Below are 18,703 nucleotides of genomic sequence, written 5' to 3'. Positions count from 1 at the left end.
TTAAGTGGGAACGATAATTGTGATATTAACTTAAAATAGCAAGTACCTCTTCAATACTTGTTGTGTTAACCAGTTTGGTAATAATGGCTTGATCATCAAGAGCATTAGTGAGTTTTGCAATGACATCAAGGTGTTCATTATTACGTGCAGCAATACCTATTATAATTTTCGCTTTGTCGTTGTCTTCTTCGCCAAATTGAACACCAGCTGGATATTGGCAAAATACGATGCCGGTTTTAATAACGTCGTTTTTTGATTCAATAGTACCATGTGGAACAGCTATTGATTCTCCTAAATAAGTGGACGTTAATTTTTCACGCGCTAACATTGCTTCAATGTAGGCAGGGGTAACATAACCATTATCGACCAATTTTTGCCCGGCAAAACGAATGGCTTCTTCTTTGTTTTTAGCGGTTAGCCCTAAAAAAATGTTTTGTTCTGATAATTTAAATAGGGGTGCATTATCAGTGGATTGGTTGCTGCTAGGTATCGTTTCACTTGCTAAACTACTCGTTTGAGAACTTAAAAGATCCGCAACTAATTGGCTATATAATTGACTGTCTAAAAAGTTGGTTAATGATATGTGATGTGCGTTTGGAGCGTGTTGTTTGGCTTGATCGGTTAAGTCTTTATGCGTGATAACTATGTCAACATCATTAGGAAGGTTATTGATTGCTAAATTAGTGACAAAAATATCGAGATTGGCATCTTGTACTTTTTTGCGTAACACACCTGCTCCCATAGCACTAGAGCCCATTCCTGCATCACAAGCCACAATGATTTTTTTCACTTTAGCTAAGTCAAGTATTCCATTTGTAATACCTTTTGATTCGTTTTTCATTGCAGAAACATTCGATTTTGCATCTTCAAGACTTTTGTCTGTTTCTTTGGTTGTTTTTAATAAAATCGCAGAAACGATAAAAGTAACCGTAGTTGCAGCAATGACAGAAAAAATTACGCCAAGCATAGATGATTTTGGTGTGACGGCAAGAACGGCGATGATTGAACCTGGTGATGCGGGTGAACCTAATCCTGCTCCAAATAATGTTAAAGTAAATACCCCTGTCATTCCACCTAAAATAACCGCAATAATAAGACGTGGATTCATTAATACATAGGGGAAGTAAATTTCATGGATCCCACCAAAGAAGTGAATGATTGCTGCGCCACTGGCTGAACTTTTTGCTGATCCTTTACCAAAAAACATATAAGCGAGTAATAAACCTAAGCCAGGGCCAGGGTTGGCTTCGATTAAAAAGAAAATAGATTGAGAATGTTCAGCCGCTTGTTGAATACCCAATGGTGAGAATATACCGTGGTTAATGGCATTATTTAAGAAAAGGATCTTAGCGGGTTCAATAATGATCGATGTTAAAGGTAATAAATTATGCTCAACTAAGAAATTAACGGCAATAGTTAATTTACCAGATGCAATAACGACAGCAGGACCAATTGCGAAAAAAGCAAGCAACGCAAGTAGCATACCGATAATACCCGCTGAGAAATTATTGACTAACATTTCAAAACCGCTTTTGATTTTACCGTCTACGGCTTTATCAAATTGCTTTATTACCCAGCCAGCAAGTGGGCCGACTATCATTGCTCCTAAGAACATGGGAATATCTGAACCAACAATGACTCCCATTGTTGTGATTGCACCAACCACTGCACCTCGTTCACCGTGAACTAATTTACCACCAGTATAACCAATCAATAGTGGTAATAGGTAGGTAATCATAGGTCCAACTAGCTTGGCAATCGTTTCATTTGGATACCAGCCTGTTGGAATAAAAATAGCGGTAATAAATCCCCAAGCAATAAACGCACCGATATTTGGCATTACCATATTACTTAAGAATCGCCCAAAATTTTGGACTTTCAATTTGATGTTTGAGGTTGTCATAATATTCATCTTTCCTTATTGATTGGTATAATCTTTATGCAGTTATTGTAGAGGGATTTTGTTATTCGATTCATCAAAAAAAATTGATAAGTGTGATGAATATCACATTGTTAAAACCATTCGATTTTTTATTTTTGTGATTAAGATCACATTTACTTGGTATAAAAAGCAAAGTTTTAAGTCCAATAGACTAAAACGTATGTTTTCCTGAAACCTTTTTACAAAATAAGTGAACTTTGCCAAACTCGTTAACAAAGCCTTGCGCAATGATAAAAAATCACAGGAAAACTTATTACAGTAAAAATTTTAGTATTCGTTGATGTTATGTGAGAACTTTAGTTTTGATTACGATCTCAAAACCATACCGTCAGTTCCCACATTTAATCTAGCGGGCTTTACTCCACGGTAACCGATTTTGCTAAATTACGAGGCTGATCAACATCAGTGCCTTTGAGCAAAGCAACATGATACGCCAGTAGTTGGGTGGGCACGGTGTAGTAGATTGGTGCGGTAAGTTCTTCAATATGGGGTAGATTGATGATGTGCATGGTGTCATCACCGACAAACCCGGCATCTTGCTCGGCAAAGACATACAGTTGACCGCCACGCGCTCGCACTTCTTCGATATTGGATTTTAGTTTTTCTAGCATTTCGTTAGTTGGTGCCATCACAATCACTGGCATATCTGCATCAATTAATGCAAGAGGGCCATGTTTGAGTTCACCTGCAGCATAAGCTTCGGCGTGGATGTAAGAGATTTCTTTGAGTTTTAACGAAGCTTCCATAGCAATTGGATATTCATCGCCCCTTCCTAAGAATAACGCATGATGTTTATCAACAAATTGCTCTGCTAATTTTTTAATTTGTGGTTCAGACATAAGCACTTGTTCAATGCGGTTTGGCAAGGTTTGTAAGGCGTGGACAATTGCTTGCTCGGTGCTTTGTGCCATATTATTTAAACGTCCTAATTTTGCAACTAGTAGCAATAAAACCGTTAATTGTGTGGTAAAGGCTTTAGTTGATGCAACACCAATTTCAACCCCTGCTTTGGTTAATAAAACGAAATCGGCTTCACGCACGAGTGTGGATGCCGCTACATTACAGATGGCAAGGGTACTTAAGTAATGGTTTTCTTTCGCCAATCGCAAGGCAGCGAGTGTATCTGCGGTTTCGCCTGATTGTGAAAGGGTAATAAATAGACTGTTTTTGCGACGAGCAGGTTTGCGGTAACGAAATTCTGAGGCAATTTCGACATCGCATGGTATACCTGCTAAGGCTTCAAACCAGTAGCGCGCCACCATACCGGCATTATAAGCGGTGCCACAGGCAACAATTTGCACATGCTCAACCTGCTTTAGTATATTTTTTGCATTATCGCCCAGTTCTGATAAATCCACTTTACCATGCGCCATACGACCTTCAAGGGTATTTTTAATCGCATTAGGCTGTTCGTAGATCTCTTTTTGCATATAGTGACTATAGCCTGCTTTGCTACCCGCATCATATTTTGCATCAGATTCTATACATGGCCTTGTTACTTCATGATGATTCTTGTCTAAGATTGTCACTGTTCGGTGTGTGATAAGTGCGGTATCACCTTCTTCCAAATAGATAAATTGGCGGGTGACAGGTAATAGCGCTAATTGATCTGATGCGATAAAGTTTTCTCCTACGCCACAACCAATAACTAAAGGACTGCCAGAGCGCGTTGCAACTAATATCTCTGGGTTGCGCGTGTCCATAATGACTGTGCCATAAGCGCCTCGTAGTTGCGGGATAGCTTTTTGCACGGCGTCAAATAAGGAGCAATCTTCGGTTGATATAATGTCATGAATTAAGTGGGCAATAACCTCGGTATCGGTTTCTGAACGGAATTGGTAGCCTTTGGCGATCAGCTTTTCACGCAATGGTTCAAAATTTTCAATAATTCCATTATGCACGACAGCGATAAAGCCAGATACATGTGGGTGGGCGTTATGTTCAACTGGTTCACCATGGGTTGCCCATCGAGTATGCGCAATTCCGGTAGTTCCTTGTAGTGGATGTTTTGCAATGGCATCTTTTAGTGCTTGCACTTTGCCAACACGGCGAACGCGTTGCAGTTCGCCGTCTGGTGAAATAATTGCCAGTCCTGCTGAGTCATAACCACGATATTCTAATCGTTTTAGACCTTCCAATAATATTTCAGCAACATCACGTTTGGCGATAGCCCCCACGATTCCACACATAGTTTATTCCTCGTTAGTTAACTTTGTAGGTCGTTTCCAACCAGCAAGTTGTTTTTGTTTAACTCGACTTACGACCAATTCGTTATCATTTACATTATTGGTAACGGTTGTGCCTGCTGCAATGGTTGCGCCTTTACCCACTTTTACTGGTGCAATCAATTGTGTGTCAGAACCGACAAACACATCATCTTCAATAATAGTTTTAAATTTATTGGCGCCATCATAATTACAAGTGATAGTGCCTGCACCAATGTTGACATTACTGCCAATTTCGCTGTCGCCAAGGTAGCTTAAGTGCCCAGCTTTGGTGGCTTTGCCCAGATGTGCTTTTTTTAATTCAACAAAATTGCCGACATGGGCTTGTTCGTCAAGTTGTGAGCCAGGTCGTAGGCGAGCAAAGGGGCCGATAGTACACTGTTTAGCGATAGTTGAATCTTCAATAATGCTATACGGACTGATATTTGAGTTATCATCAATCGTGCAATTTTTTAAGATACAGCCCGCACCAATAATTACGTTATTACCTAGTGTGACATTGCCTTCAATAATTACATTACAATCAATAGTGACATCTTTACCGTGCGAGAGTGTGCCTCGTAAGTCAAAGCGATTTGGATCAAGCAATGTCACACCAGCGAGTAATAAGTGTTGAGCTTGTTGATATTGATATTGCCGTTCTAATGTTGCCAATTGCAGGCGATTATTGACGCCTTCAACTTCAAATGGTTGTACTGGGTGCGAGGTTAATATGTCATAACCATCTTGGTGTGCAAAAGCAATAATGTCGGTTAAGTAAAACTCTTGTTGCGCATTATTGTTGGTTAAACGAGATAACCAATTTTTCAATAATTTACCAGTAACGAGCATGATACCGGTGTTAATTTCATTGATTTTTTGTTGCTCAGGAGTAGCATCTTTTTGTTCCACAATGGCAACGACTTTGCCATTGTGACGTTCAATGCGTCCATATCCAGTTGGATTATCAAGTATTACCGTCAATAACGCGATGCCTTGTTTTGGTTTGCTAGTAATTAAAGTTTGTAGCGTTTGAACCGATATAAGGGGTGTGTCACCATATAAAATTAAGATATCTTCATCATCTTGAATATAAGGGATAGCTTGTTGAACAGCATGGCCAGTACCGAGTTGTTCAGCTTGGTAAACCAGCTGCACATGTTGATTCTTGAGTGTTTCTTCAAGTTGTTCTTTGCCATGGCCATAAACAATATTGATGCGATTAGTATTAAGTTGTTGAACTGTATCAATAACATGTTGTAACATCGGCTTGGCGCCGATTTTATGTAAAACTTTAGGTAGGTTGGAATACATCCGTGTGCCTTTTCCTGCCGCCAAAATAATTGCACTCAGTTTTGGAGGTGAAATTGCCATAATCAGTTCCGGTCTGGTTAAATTAGCCTAATACTATAATCAAAGTTTTTAATGAAATCATCCCCAATCTTTTAATTTTTATCATAAAAAAAGTAATGTTGATATTTACCAATGAGTTTAACAAAAAGAAGGAGGCAATGTTATGAATTCCGTGATGAAAGTTTTATTACTCTATACTACACATGAAAATCAGACATTTAAGATTATGCAACGCATAAAAACGCAACTTAATGGTAAATGTGATTGCGATGTTATTGAACTGCTACCCGATACTAAAATCGATCTAACTCAATACCAAGCAGCTTTATTGGGTTGTTCGATTCGTTATGGGTTTTATAGCAAAGTAATGAAAGCGTTTATTGATAAGCATTATCAGCAATTAAATAAGATGAAGTCTGGATTTTTTGGGGTAAATTTGGTGGCGAGAAAACCGAATAAAAATACGCCAGAAACGAATTTATACACTAAAAAATTCTTAGCTAAAATAGCATGGAAGCCAACTTTTACTGCGGTTTTTGCCGGTGCGCTGTATTATCCACAATATAATTGGTTTGATCGCAATATGATCCGCTTTATTATGTGGTTAGGAAAAGGGGACACTGACGTAACAAAGCCGATGATTGAATATACTGATTGGACAAAGGTAGATGAGTTTGCCGAACAATTTTATACTTAAACACATAGTATTATGAAATCTCTTTATAAGTAAATCGATATTTTCTTAAAGTTATCAAGTGCTCAAGTTCTTTTAAATAAACTTTGTGATATAGATCAACATTTCTATTAAAAAGGTGTACAATACTGCGCCTATAGAATCTGTCTTCTAAGTGGAATTTTAATTGTGATTGAAAATTTAAGAAATATTGCCATTATTGCTCACGTTGACCATGGTAAAACGACTTTGGTTGATAAGTTATTAAAACAGTCAGGTACGTTAGATAATCTACGTGGTGACGATAACGAACGTATCATGGACTCTAATGCGCTTGAAAAAGAGCGTGGTATTACCATTTTAGCTAAAAATACCGCTATTGATTGGAATGGTTACCGAATTAATATCGTTGACACCCCAGGACATGCTGATTTTGGTGGTGAAGTTGAACGTGTTATGTCTATGGTTGATTCTGTGCTATTGCTCGTTGATGCAATGGATGGACCAATGCCACAAACGCGTTTTGTAACGCAAAAAGCATTTGCTTATGGTTTAAAACCGATTGTAGTTATCAATAAAGTTGATCGTCCAGGTGCACGTCCTGATTGGGTTGTTGATCAAGTGTTCGATCTGTTTGTTAATTTAGGGGCTACTGATGAACAGTTAGATTTCCCTATCGTTTATGCTTCAGCATTAATGGGGATCGCAGGTTTAGAGCATGAAAATATGGCTGAAGATATGACGCCATTATTTGAAGCAATTGTTAAATATGTTGAGCCTCCAAAAGTAGATTTAGACGGACCATTCCAAATGCAAATTTCTCAACTTGATTATAATAATTATGTTGGTGTTATTGGTATTGGCCGTATTAAACGTGGTCGCGTTAAACCAAATCAACAAGTAACTATCGTTGATAGTGAAGGTAATAAACGGACTGGCAAAGTAGGGCAAGTTCTTGGCCATTTAGGACTACAACGCTATGAAGCTGAAGTTGCCGAAGCTGGCGATATTATTGCATTAACAGGTCTTGGTGAACTCGGTATCTCCGATACAATTTGTGATAATAGCTGCGTTGAAGCATTACCTGCATTAACCGTTGATGAACCAACTGTAACCATGTTCTTTAATGTCAATAGCTCACCATTTGCTGGTAAAGAGGGTAAATATGTCACTTCTCGTCAAATTCTTGAGCGTTTAAATAAAGAGCTTGTCCATAATGTTGCTCTTCGTGTCGAAGAAACGCCAGATCCCGATGCCTTTAGAGTCTCTGGTCGTGGTGAATTGCATTTGTCAGTACTCATCGAAAATATGCGCCGCGAAGGTTATGAGCTAGGGGTTTCTCGTCCTAAAGTTATCTTTAGAGAAATTGATGGTAAAAAACAAGAACCATTCGAACAAGTTACGCTTGATATTGAAGAACAACATCAAGGTTCAGTGATGGAAGCACTTGGTTTACGTAAAGGTGACTTAACAAATATGCTACCAGATGGTAAAGGTCGCGTACGTTTAGATTATGTCATTCCAAGTCGTGGGCTTATTGGTTTTAGAACTGAATTTATGACCATGACCTCAGGCACCGGTTTGCTTTATTCTACCTTTAGTCATTACGATGATGTTCGTCCAGGCGAAATTGGTCAACGTAATAATGGCGTAATGATTTCAAATGGTACTGGTAAAGCATTAGCTTATGCGCTATATGGCTTACAAGATCGTGGTAAATTATTCCTAGGTCATGGTGCTGAAGTTTATGAAGGTCAAATTATTGGTATTCATACTCGCTCAAACGATTTAACCGTTAACTGTCTAACCGGTAAAAAATTAACCAATATGCGAGCATCGGGTACCGATGAAGCAACAACACTTTCACCACCAATAAAAATGTCATTAGAACAAGCATTAGAGTTTATTGATGATGATGAATTAGTGGAAGTGACACCATTATCTATCCGTTTACGTAAACGTCATTTAACTGAAAATGACCGTAAACGTGCGTTTAGAAGTGGTAATAAAGACTAATTAGTATTAGTGCTATCGTAATACGAAAACCTCGCTATTAAGCGAGGTTTTTTTTGGCTTTTACTCTGGCAATGGCGTCAGCTATTGACTGTTTACGATCGGTGGGGGTGCTGATCTTGTTTGTCGTCGGCATGGTGCGTGGAAACAAAATTGTTGGTGGCACTAACTGATTATGGCCTAATCGCTGTTGCTTTTTCTGAGTTAGCGCTAACTCTTCTGATTCATTCAATACGCGGCCTAACGTACTTAATGTAATACAGTCTGTTGGGCAAGTATTGATACAATTACTACACGAAGTACATAACTGTGGCAGTATTGTGTGCAATACTTGTTTGCTACCGACAATGGCATCAGTTGGGCAAACACGGATGCACTTGCCACAGCCAATACAGTTTTCTTCGTCAATAAATGCTTTATATTGTTGTTGGGTTTGCATAATCACTTCTTGCATTAACTTAAACCTACAATATTACCATCTTTGTCAATATCAATTTGTCTATAAGCTGGATTGGTGCCTAGTCCTGGCATGGTCATTACATTACCAGCATAAACACGAATAAAACCAGCACCAGCAGATATCGCTAAGTGACTAATATCAACATCAAAATCGGTAGGGACATTTTTTAGATTGGCATCAGCACTAATTGACATGGGGGTTTTAGCAATACAAAGAGGCAAATGATCGAGTTTTAATGCTTCGATCTCTTTGATATTTTCCAGTGCTTGTGCTGATAAATTAGCTTTGTTGGCACCGTATTTTTTTACCATAGTTTGGATTTTATCAGCAAGTGACATGTTGTCAGGATAAGGTAATTTGATCTCACTTGGCATATCACATGCTTTGATAACATGCTCAGCCAGTTTTTCTGCGCCTTTACCGCCTTGAGTGAAAACTTCACTCACTTCACAAGCAAACGCCCCATGCTCAATGGCATATTTTTGTAAAAAGGCTAGTTCTTCTTCACTGTCGTGTGGAAAGCGGTTAATAGCAACAATCACTTGTAGCCCATAACTTTTAGCATTGTTGATATGCCACGCTAAATTAGCCGCACCAATTTCAAGCAGCTCCACATTAGAGTCTGAGATTTCTTTTGGAATCGCTTGTCCGGGTTTGATATTATATTTACCGCTGTTAGATTTTAAGCTACGAACCGTTGCAACAAGCACTACACACGAGGCTTTTATTCCTGCTTGGCGATATTTAATATTAAAGAATTTTTCCATGCCCATATCTGAGCCAAAACCAGCTTCGGTTACGACATAATCGGCAAGTTGTAAAGCAATGCGATCGGCAATGACTGATGAGTTGCCATGGGCAATATTAGCAAAAGGCCCTGCATGAATAAGTACCGGCGTATTTTCAACTGTTTGCATCAGGTTTGGATTAATCGCATTTTTAAGTAACACTGTCATAGCGCCCGCAACTTCAAGTTGTTCTGCAGTAATCGCTTCGCCTTGAGTATTATAAGCTAAAATAATGCGCCCAATACGCGCTCGCATATCGTGTAAATCTGAGGCTAATGCTAAAATTGCCATAAGTTCTGACGCTGCGGTAATCTCAAAGCCATCTTGACGTGTAATACCATTAACACCACCACCGACACCAACAGTAATCTTACGAAGTGCACGATCATTATGATCCATCACGCGTTTCCACACAATGCGATTTACATCGATATTAAGACGCGGCAAGCCCGTTTGTGCGGTAAATTCATCGCCCAATCGTTCTTCATGATAAAGGCGCGAATCTAATGCGGCTGATGCCAAATCATGGGCGGCGGTAATAGCGTGAATATCACCAGTTAAATGTAGATTTAAAGTTTCCATTGGTAATACTTCGGCTTGACCACCGCCAGCAGCACCACCTTTTACACCAAATACAGGGCCTAAACTTGGTTGACGGATACAAGCAATGGCTGTTTTACCAATATAATTTAAGCCTTCACTTAGCCCGATAGTATTCACCGTTTTACCCTCACCAAGTGGAGTTGGCGTGATAGCGGTAACTAACACCAATTTGCCGTTAGGTTTGCTTTGGTTGGCTTTAAGAATGGATAAATCGATTTTTGCCACGTGTTTGCCATAAGGCAGGACAAATTCTTCTGGAATGTTGCATTGTTTAGCGATTTCAGTAATTGGGCGTAAAGGCATATTAGTTCTCATCTAACAATAAATTGGACTATCAGTATAAATAATTTAAATAGCCGAATAAAGCGACAATTTTATCTTTATTGATTTTAGGCACAAGTCACAATTATCTTGTTATAATAACTCAATACATTCAATAAAAGGAAAATAGTTAAATGAATTGGTTTTCTGAGTATTCACTTTTTTTAGCTGAAACAGCAACAGTTGTTATTGCAATTTTAGCGATACTTATTTTTATATTAAGCCAACGCCGTAAGTCGGCAACAGTGGCAGGGCGTTTGTCAGTTAAAGACATTAGTCAAGAATATGAGCAAGTTAAAGATGATATGTTAATGTCAAGTATGGACGAACTAGAAGCTAAGCTGTTTATGAAAGATCTTAAAAAACAGAAAAAACTTGAAAAGAAACAAGCAAAATTAGCGGCTAAACAAAAAAAGAAACAAGTTAAAAAGCAAGAAAACTCTGACGAACAGTCAACGCTAGATAATACAACGCAGCTAGCAGAAAGTAATACAGACCAGCAAGCAAAACCAAAATTGTTTGTATTGTCTTTCAACGGCAGTATGGATGCGCATGAAGTTGAAGAATTACGTCAAGAAATTACCGCTGTATTGGCTGTTATTAAACCAGAGGATAAAGTTGTGGTTAAGCTTGAAAGCCCTGGCGGGGTAGTCCATGGCTATGGGCTTGCTGCATCCCAGCTATTACGGTTTAGACAGCGTGATATTCCTTTTACCGCAGTTGTTGATAAAGTTGCGGCAAGTGGTGGGTATATGATGGCATGTACCGCTAACAAAATTGTGGCAGCGCCATTTGCCATTGTGGGGTCTATTGGTGTGGTTGCACAAATTCCTAACTTTAATCGCTTACTTAAAAAACATGATGTGGATATTGAGTTACAAACAGCAGGTGCATATAAACGTACGTTAACCATGTTTGGCGAAAACACCGAAGAAGGTCGCCAAAAATTCAAACAGGAATTAGAAGAAACTCATATTTTATTTAAAGATTTTGTTAAAGAGTATCGTCCAAACGTGGATATCGAACAAGTTGCCACTGGCGAGCACTGGTTTGCAACGCAAGCCAAAGATAAAGGCTTAGTTGACGAAATTAGCACTAGTGATGACTTTATTTTATCTCACTTAAAAACACATAAAATTATCGCTGTTAGTTATCAACGTCGACAAAAATTATCAGAAAAAATTTCGAAAAATGTAATAAAGAGTTTTGAAAAAGTGTTTTTTAGACACGGAAATGGGCTGTGAACAGCCCTTTTATAATTTTTACTTTGCGCACCATTTTATCTTGATATTGTTGCGATTGGCGAATTTCAAAAATTTATTTATAAATTAATTTTTTGTGTATTTCCGTTAACGTTAATAATCATTATATATCACCTTCTAACGATGTCATTAATTGTTAAAACTGAATATCTATTAATCTAATTGCGATTTAATATAAAACTATATTCATACAAATTGGTGGATATGGCTCCATTCTATTACATATCTTTTTCTATTCAAACATCATTACGCTTGAGGACAATTACTATGTTTCAATGGCTTTCAAACTGGATTTTAGATGGGCTTAAACACTCTCCCGAAATTTTATTATTTTTATCGTTAAGTTTAGGTTATTTGATTGGTGGCATACGGATGGGGAAATTCCAACTTGGTGGAGTTGCCGGTTCGTTACTCGTTGCCGTTGCGTTAAGTGTTTTTGGTGTGACTATTGACGCTGGCGTTAAAGCAGTTCTTTTTGCTCTATTTATTTATGCTGTAGGTTATGAAAGTGGTCCTCAGTTTTTCCGCTCTCTGGGTGTTAAAACATTACGCGAAATCTTTTTAGCATTATTTATTGCGGTAGCAAGTTTTGTGACTGTTATCGTATTAGCCAAAATATTTAATTTGGATAAAGGGCTTGCCGCAGGATTGGCTGCGGGTGGATTGACACAATCAGCTATTATGGGTACAGCTTCTGATGCTTTAAGTCAACTTGGTTTAAGCGCAGAAGAGTTAAGCAAAATGCAAGCAAATGTCACCATTGGTTATGCGGTGACTTATATATTTGGTTCTCTAGGTGCCATTATTGTGTGTGTCAACATTTTGCCCAAAATCATGGGTAAAGATATTGCCGATGATGCAATTAAAGCGCAGGCTGAACAGCTTCATGGTTCACTTTTGTTGGGTGCTGATCAAAATTTAGCTTTATCAGATATTAGTGGTCGTTTATACCGTATTACAAATAAGATCAATCAAACGGTTGCACATGTTGAACAAACGGTTAATGGCATCAGTATTGAGCGTATCAAGCGTGGTAATAACATTATTGAAGCAACGCCTGAAACAGTATTAAAGTCAAAAGATATCATTCTGGTTGTTGGTCACCGTGATGCAATGATTCAGGCGCATGATCTACTTGGTACCGAAGTTAATTCAGCATCAGGTATGGATGTTGTGATGAACAAGCTAGATGTTGAAATGCGAAACAACAAGTATGTGGGACAAAATCTTACGCAAGTGCTCGCTTCAGACGAAGTCATGAAACTAAAACATGGTATCTATCTTGTAGCTATTCATCGCGACGGTCAACCTTTGCCTCTTAATAATGATATTTATTTAAAACTGGGCGATGTAATTACCATTTATGGTGCTGATGGTGATCTTCGTCGAGTTGTTGATAAAATCGGTGCCCCAATTACTAAAAGTGAAAAAACTGACTGGATATTTCATGGGTTAGGACTTGTTGTTGGGCTTATTATTGGTTTAATTGTGATTCGTGTTAGCGATATTCCTATTACATTAGGCGCAGGTGGTGGTGCACTTTTATCTGGTTTATTATTTGGTTGGTATCGCTCTCTTCATCAAACTATCGGTAATATTCCAACTGGTGCCGTGCAACTTTTAAAAGACTTTGGCTTAGCTGGTTTTGTAGCGGTTGTGGGGCTCAGTTCTGGTCTTCAAGCAATTAATACTATTAAAGAACAAGGTTTATCTCTATTTCTAATTGGTGTGGTTGTGACCTTATTACCCATGTTGCTTGCTATCTATTTTGGCAAATATGTGCTTGGTTATAAAAATGTAGCGGTATTTGCGGGTGCTTTAGCTGGATCACGTAGTGCTAATCCTGCTTTTGGTGAGGTGCTCAATAAAGCTGGTAATTCAACACCAACTAACTCTTTTGCTATTACTTATGCTTTAGCTAATGTTTTCCTAACTTTATTAGGCCCATTAGTTGTTGCTTTTGTTTAATTGATATATCAAATTAAGGATACAAATGTATGAAAAACAATACACAATACAGCCAATACGCTAATTTAAGTCCTTTTGAGTTAAAAGATAACTTAATTAAACTGGCACAAAGTCATACTGATCGCGTAATGTTAAATGCAGGAAGAGGTAATCCCAACTTTCTTGCCACTTGGCCTCGACAAGCTTTTTTTCAACTAGGTGTGTTTGCAACTCAAGAATCCGAAATGTCATTTTCATATTTAAATGAAGGTGTTGGTGGCATGCCAATCAAAGCTGGATTAACAGGACGCTTTGAGCATTTTATTTGTCAAAACTATAACACTCCGGGAGTTGCCTTTTTAGGTAAGGCTTTTTCTTATATTCGTGACCAACTTGGGTTGGACGAGAATGCCTTTTTACAAGAGATGGTAGAAGGTATTTTGGGATGCAATTACCCAGTACCTGACAGAATGTTACATTTTAGTGAAGATGTGGTTAAAGCCTATATTTTACAACAAATGGGCGCTCAATATCTGGATCGTGATAATATCGATTTATTTGCCGTTGAAGGTGGCACAGCCGCCATGGCTTATATTTTTAATTCAATGAAAGAAAATGGCTTAATCCAAAAAGGCGATAAAATTGCCATTGGTGCGCCAATATTCACGCCTTATCTTGAAATTCCCGAACTCAATGACTATCAACTAGTTGAAGTGTTAATCAATTCTGATCCTAATGCAAATTGGCAGTATCCTGAGTCAGAATTGCGTAAATTAGAAGACCCAGCAATTAAAGCCTTTTTCGTTGTTAATCCATCTAACCCGCCATCAGTTAAAATTGATGATAAAAGTCTAAAAATTATTGCAGATATCGTTCAAAAACGTCCTGAATTGATTATTTTGACCGATGATGTTTATGGTACATTTGCCGATGACTTCCAATCTTTATTTGCGATATGCCCAAAAAATACCATTTTAGTTTATTCATTTTCGAAATATTTTGGTGCGACTGGTTGGCGTTTAGGTGTTATTGCCACTGCACGCGATAATGTCATCGACAAAACGATTAAAGCGTTACCAAGTAAAACCAAACAGATCTTAAATAAACGCTATAGCTCAATTGTTACTGATCCAGAAAATCTAAAATTTATTGATCGATTAGTGGCTGATAGTCGTGCGGTTGCACTAAACCATACAGCGGGTCTTTCAACACCACAACAAGTACAAATGGTTTTATTTGCATTATGCGAAATGATGGATAGCGATCAAAGTTATAAAACCGCTTTAAAATCACTAATCCGACGCCGTGCAGCATCACTTTATCAACATTTAGGTCTTAAACATCAAACAGATGAAAATAGTGTAGATTACTATACGCTAGTGGATCTTGAACATATTTGCCGAGAATTATATGACGATAAATTTGCTAAATGGATCCTCAAAAATAAAAATCCATCTGAAATGTTATTCAGAATTGCTGATGAAGCTGGTGTTGTATTATTACCAGGCAAAGGATTTGCTGTACAGCATCCTTCTGCTCGCGCCTCGTTAGCAAACTTAAATGAATATCAATATGCTGCAATTGGCTTATCAATGCGCAAATTGGCCGAGGAATATTATGCGGAATATAAAGCAAAAAATAAATAGCTAGATAGCTATACTAATAAACCCACACAAAAACCCTAGTTAATCTAGGGTTTTTATTTACTCAATAAAACGTTACGTCACTATCTATTATAAAAATAAATGCCATATAAAAATCAGTCAGAAAAGGTATTGATTTTATTTGAGTTTTTATTTCTTCTTTTGTAAAAGAATAAAGCCGTTTACCGAATAAAATTACAGTTTCAGAGGGCAACTCGATCAACGACTTTAGAGTTATACATTGTATCCATTTACTAGCAATAACAAATTGGTTTGTTGTTTTTATGGATTAACTTTAGGACCATAATTCCAACCTAACATATGTGGTGTGTATTGTTCAACATGACTATTTTCATCATATGGGGCATCCATATCATCTTCATCATCGCTATAAACACCAACAAAGTCTTTTAAATCACCTAGTTCCGGAATTGGAACTAATTGGTCAGTTGAAACTATGTCATCATTCTTAACATAAGTAATACGCCAAACTAAGTCTTTAGCTGCTTCACTTCCATATAAATCATCAGCCAATACTTCTAACGGTTTTAATAGGGTAGTGATATCACCACATAAATCAGTTTCAGCAACACAATAATTAACAGAAAGTAATCGATATACTTTTTTGCCAACAATATATCTTGTAACAGCTTGTTTAGTTTCTTTATATTCATCAATAATAATGACAAAACGGCCATCATCAATATCTGCTGAGTAAGTTAAATATTCAATACCATCGTTTAGAACTTCATGCTGTTTTTTAAATATAGGGGTTTCTTCTGTATTTGGGGCAGCAAATGTGGTTGCTGTAAAAAGTAAAGATAATGCAGTTACTAATTTTAATAGATTATTCATTGTTGTTTATTCCTATATTTTTTTAGAGCATGCTACTATAAATTAAACAGAATATAAATTTAAGATTAATTATCAAAATAAGCTAGAATTTCTAGCTATCCCATAAAAACAACATATTAGCTGATTATTTAAAAATAAATTCAACCAAAAGTTGGTCAGGAAAGGTATTGATTTTATTGAAATTTTTTGACTTGCTGTTTTAAAATGCAGATAGAAAATTATTTAAGCTGATTTGAATGAGAATAGTATATTAGATGATGTGCTGATAAAAAGTGATTAGTTGGTTTATCAGTTTCTAAATAATGCTTGGAGAAGATGGCGGAATCGCAGTCCGCTTTTTTTATGTCTAAAGAATGTTTATTTAGTCTTATTATAAAAAATTAAAATTTTAAAAATCATATTGATAATATGAAAATATGTATGATTTTGTTTAAGAGTGTATTATTAAAAATAACGATTAATGGTATACTAAATGGCATACTATAATTAAATGGAGTTGGTTTATGGCTAAATTATCGGACGCGAAAGCTCGCAATATTAAACCTGAAGATAAGCCGTTACTTCATGGTGCAGTAACTGGTTTGTCATTACATCCATCACCAAAAAAAGGTAATGGGAAATGGGTCTTACGCTACACGAGCCCGATAACGAACAAACGTCGGAATGCAGGTTTAGGAACTTATCCTGAAATCAGTATTATTCAGGCAGGTCAACTTGGTATAAATTTTCGGGCAGAATTAGCAAAAGGAATTGATCCACTTGAAAACAAGAAAAAAGAGAAAAAGTTACTGAAACGTCCCACTTTTTCTGAATGCGCTCATAAATTGCATGAAGAATTGTTACCAAGCTGGAAAAATCAAAAACATGGTCAACAATGGATTAATACTTTACAAACTTATGCATTTCCCTTGATTGGAAATAAAATGCTCGATCAAATTGAACCTAAAGATGTGGCAGATGTTTTACGAGAAATATGGCTTAAAAAATATGAAACTGCTATGAGGCTTAAGCAGCGTATTCATGCTGTGCTATCATGGGGATGGGCTAGAGGATATTGTACACATAATCCTGTTGATGTTGTTCATCATCTTTTACCACCGCAACCAAGTAAAACCGTTAGGACTACTCACCATCCAGCTATGAATTGGCGCGAAATTCCAAAGTTCATCAATGACCATATTAGAACAAGCCCCTCTGTACAAATAGCACCTAAAATTATTGAGTTTTTAATTCTAACGGCTTGCCGTTCTGGTGAAGTTCGCGGAATGAAGTGGAGCGAAATTGATTTCAATAATGCAATTTGGACTATTCCTGCTGAACGAATGAAAGCCAAAATCTTACATCGAGTACCATTATCAGAAAGAGCCTTAGAAATACTTGAATTACAACGAGGATGTAATAAAGAATTTGTTTTTCCATCTGATGTCTCTAAAGGTATGGTTAGTGATGCGTGCATGACTGTATTTCTGAAAAGAAGGGAAGTTCAAAGTAGCACCGATGGAAAGCTGGCTACTATACACGGCTTCCGCTCAAGCTTTAGGGATTGGTGTAGCGAAAATGGCTATCCACAAGATTTAGCTGAACGTTCATTGGCTCACTCTATCAGGAATAAAGTTGAAGCGGCTTATCATCGGACTGATTTGTTAGAGCAACGCAGAACACTAATGGAAGATTGGGCTAACTTTTGTTGTGGTTCAAATAATATCGAACAATAATTATTTTTTAATGTTTATGTGCATATTATATGAATACAAACGACATAACTTTGACTATTTAATAACATCTAATAACTTTTATCTAACCTTTTTTGTATTAGCTTTCTATTGAAAAAATACGTTTTAATAGATTTAGGTTATTAATGTTATTAAATAATTAACATCAATAATAATAACTAAATTAATTAATAATTATATATTAATCAATAAAATAAATTCATTTAAAACTTTAATATTAACAAACAATTTGCAATAAACTAATACAAGGATTATTCAAGAATAAACTGTTAAAGCAGTTTATTAATCCAATCTTTTTCATATTCAAAATCATAAACTATCTATCAAATCAGGAGAATATTATGACTTCCGAAAATAGCTATGCCTATAATTTAAGAAACCAACGAAGTATTTATGGCTTTATTGATAAACTGTTTGAGCAACACGCAAAACTATTACCCGTTAGAGTCGATCTTGGTTATAAAAGCAATGAAACTGTAACTAACATAGTCGAATATCCATTAAATTATCATTTTCCTCATGATTATTTAACTAAAGAGGATATCTTGAATAATTGGGAAATATTACTTAATAAACTTAGATGGAATCATAGAAGTCTATTAAAAGAACTGGTTGGTTATATATGGAAAGTTGAATACGGTGAAGATAAAGGAATTCATTACCATCTAATGCTTTTCTTTAATGGAAATAGGGTTCAAAAAGACTACTATTACGCGGATGAATTAGGAAAACTGTGGCTTGATATTACTGGTGGATTTGGGACTTATTTCAACTGTAGTTGTAGTGCTGATAAAGATAACCGTTATGGTGATAGAAACTGCTTGCAAGTTACTCATAGGAATGATGATAGGAATAATTTATATAATGCAGCCAGTTAATTGACTAAACAGGACTGTAATGAAGACA

The 18,703-nt window shown here is 36.8% G+C and carries 12 protein-coding genes and 1 pseudogene; 7 read left to right on the top strand and 6 right to left on the bottom strand.

What is annotated here, in order from left to right; translation table 11 throughout:
• Positions 1–25: 25 nt before the first annotated feature.
• The 3 genes from ACYIAJ_RS02965 to glmU form a co-directional block, all read right to left on the bottom strand.
• Positions 26–1,903 carry a PTS mannitol transporter subunit IICBA gene (locus tag ACYIAJ_RS02965; protein ID WP_483564317.1) on the bottom strand — a complete coding sequence of 626 codons (1,878 nt, stop codon included), beginning with the start codon at positions 1,901–1,903 and terminating at the stop codon, positions 26–28.
• 395 nt (positions 1,904–2,298) lie between these two features.
• Positions 2,299–4,131, bottom strand: coding sequence for a glutamine--fructose-6-phosphate transaminase (isomerizing) (glmS, locus tag ACYIAJ_RS02960; RefSeq protein WP_483564316.1), 1,833 nt, complete (start codon positions 4,129–4,131; stop codon positions 2,299–2,301).
• Between the two features lie 3 nt (positions 4,132–4,134).
• Positions 4,135–5,520 (bottom strand): bifunctional UDP-N-acetylglucosamine diphosphorylase/glucosamine-1-phosphate N-acetyltransferase GlmU, encoded by a 1,386-nt coding sequence (glmU, locus tag ACYIAJ_RS02955; RefSeq protein ID WP_483559538.1) that lies wholly within the window; start codon positions 5,518–5,520, stop codon positions 4,135–4,137.
• Positions 5,521–5,662: 142 nt separating this feature from the next.
• Here glmU and hemG point away from each other — a divergent pair, with 142 nt between their 5' ends.
• Together hemG and typA are read left to right on the top strand one after the other, a co-directional pair.
• Positions 5,663–6,196, top strand: coding sequence for a menaquinone-dependent protoporphyrinogen IX dehydrogenase (hemG, locus tag ACYIAJ_RS02950; protein ID WP_483559536.1), 534 nt, complete (start codon positions 5,663–5,665; stop codon positions 6,194–6,196).
• A 165-nt stretch (positions 6,197–6,361) separates the two neighbouring features.
• Positions 6,362–8,188, top strand: a complete 1,827-nt coding sequence (gene typA, locus ACYIAJ_RS02945) for a ribosome-dependent GTPase TypA (RefSeq protein ID WP_483559534.1) — start codon at positions 6,362–6,364, stop codon at positions 8,186–8,188.
• 37 nt (positions 8,189–8,225) lie between these two features.
• Here the strand turns inward: typA and ACYIAJ_RS02940 are convergent.
• Positions 8,226–8,612 (bottom strand): annotated as a pseudogene (locus ACYIAJ_RS02940) (RnfABCDGE type electron transport complex subunit B); the annotation flags it as partial.
• Positions 8,613–8,638: 26 nt separating this feature from the next.
• Positions 8,639–10,351: a formate--tetrahydrofolate ligase gene (locus tag ACYIAJ_RS02935; protein WP_483559532.1), complete on the bottom strand. Its 1,713-nt coding sequence runs from the start codon at positions 10,349–10,351 to the stop codon at positions 8,639–8,641.
• A 140-nt stretch (positions 10,352–10,491) separates the two neighbouring features.
• On the opposite strand from ACYIAJ_RS02935, the gene sohB reads away from it, so the two are divergent.
• The 3 genes from sohB to ACYIAJ_RS02920 all read left to right on the top strand — a co-directional run bounded on the left by sohB (position 10,492) and on the right by ACYIAJ_RS02920 (position 15,212).
• Positions 10,492–11,601, top strand: coding sequence for a protease SohB (gene sohB, locus ACYIAJ_RS02930; RefSeq protein WP_483559530.1), 1,110 nt, complete (start codon positions 10,492–10,494; stop codon positions 11,599–11,601).
• Between the two features lie 285 nt (positions 11,602–11,886).
• Entirely contained in the window at positions 11,887–13,587 is a 1,701-nt protein-coding gene (gene aspT, locus ACYIAJ_RS02925; protein WP_483559528.1) for an aspartate-alanine antiporter, read from the top strand.
• A gap of 29 nt (positions 13,588–13,616) precedes the next feature.
• Positions 13,617–15,212, top strand: a complete 1,596-nt coding sequence (locus tag ACYIAJ_RS02920; protein WP_483559526.1) for a bifunctional aspartate transaminase/aspartate 4-decarboxylase — start codon at positions 13,617–13,619, stop codon at positions 15,210–15,212.
• Between the two features lie 279 nt (positions 15,213–15,491).
• Here ACYIAJ_RS02920 and ACYIAJ_RS02915 read toward each other — a convergent pair whose 3' ends face one another.
• Positions 15,492–16,064, bottom strand: a complete 573-nt coding sequence (locus ACYIAJ_RS02915; RefSeq protein WP_483559524.1) for a hypothetical protein — start codon at positions 16,062–16,064, stop codon at positions 15,492–15,494.
• Positions 16,065–16,567: 503 nt separating this feature from the next.
• Between ACYIAJ_RS02915 and ACYIAJ_RS02910 the strand changes: the two genes are divergently transcribed.
• Both ACYIAJ_RS02910 and ACYIAJ_RS02905 read left to right on the top strand, forming a co-directional pair.
• The gene (locus ACYIAJ_RS02910) at positions 16,568–17,779 is read left to right on the top strand and encodes a tyrosine-type recombinase/integrase (protein ID WP_483564315.1); all 1,212 of its coding nucleotides are present in this window, start codon (positions 16,568–16,570) and stop codon (positions 17,777–17,779) included.
• A 359-nt stretch (positions 17,780–18,138) separates the two neighbouring features.
• Positions 18,139–18,675: a YagK/YfjJ domain-containing protein gene (locus tag ACYIAJ_RS02905; protein WP_483564314.1), complete on the top strand. Its 537-nt coding sequence runs from the start codon at positions 18,139–18,141 to the stop codon at positions 18,673–18,675.
• Positions 18,676–18,703 lie beyond the last annotated feature (28 nt).

It is taken from the genome of Gilliamella sp. X-46 (assembly GCF_057063525.1).
This window is presented reverse-complemented; position numbering and strand designations above follow the sequence as displayed.

Coding starts and splice junctions, on each gene's coding strand:
- ACYIAJ_RS02965 (WP_483564317.1), bottom strand. CDS start 1,903: ATGACAACCTCAAACATCAAATTGAAAGTCCAAAATTTTGGGCGATTC.
- glmS (WP_483564316.1), bottom strand. CDS start 4,131: ATGTGTGGAATCGTGGGGGCTATCGCCAAACGTGATGTTGCTGAAATA.
- glmU (WP_483559538.1), bottom strand. CDS start 5,520: ATGGCAATTTCACCTCCAAAACTGAGTGCAATTATTTTGGCGGCAGGA.
- hemG (WP_483559536.1), top strand. CDS start 5,663: ATGAATTCCGTGATGAAAGTTTTATTACTCTATACTACACATGAAAAT.
- ACYIAJ_RS02935 (WP_483559532.1), bottom strand. CDS start 10,351: ATGAGAACTAATATGCCTTTACGCCCAATTACTGAAATCGCTAAACAA.
- sohB (WP_483559530.1), top strand. CDS start 10,492: ATGAATTGGTTTTCTGAGTATTCACTTTTTTTAGCTGAAACAGCAACA.
- aspT (WP_483559528.1), top strand. CDS start 11,887: ATGTTTCAATGGCTTTCAAACTGGATTTTAGATGGGCTTAAACACTCT.
- ACYIAJ_RS02920 (WP_483559526.1), top strand. CDS start 13,617: ATGAAAAACAATACACAATACAGCCAATACGCTAATTTAAGTCCTTTT.
- ACYIAJ_RS02915 (WP_483559524.1), bottom strand. CDS start 16,064: ATGAATAATCTATTAAAATTAGTAACTGCATTATCTTTACTTTTTACA.
- ACYIAJ_RS02910 (WP_483564315.1), top strand. CDS start 16,568: ATGGCTAAATTATCGGACGCGAAAGCTCGCAATATTAAACCTGAAGAT.
- ACYIAJ_RS02905 (WP_483564314.1), top strand. CDS start 18,139: ATGACTTCCGAAAATAGCTATGCCTATAATTTAAGAAACCAACGAAGT.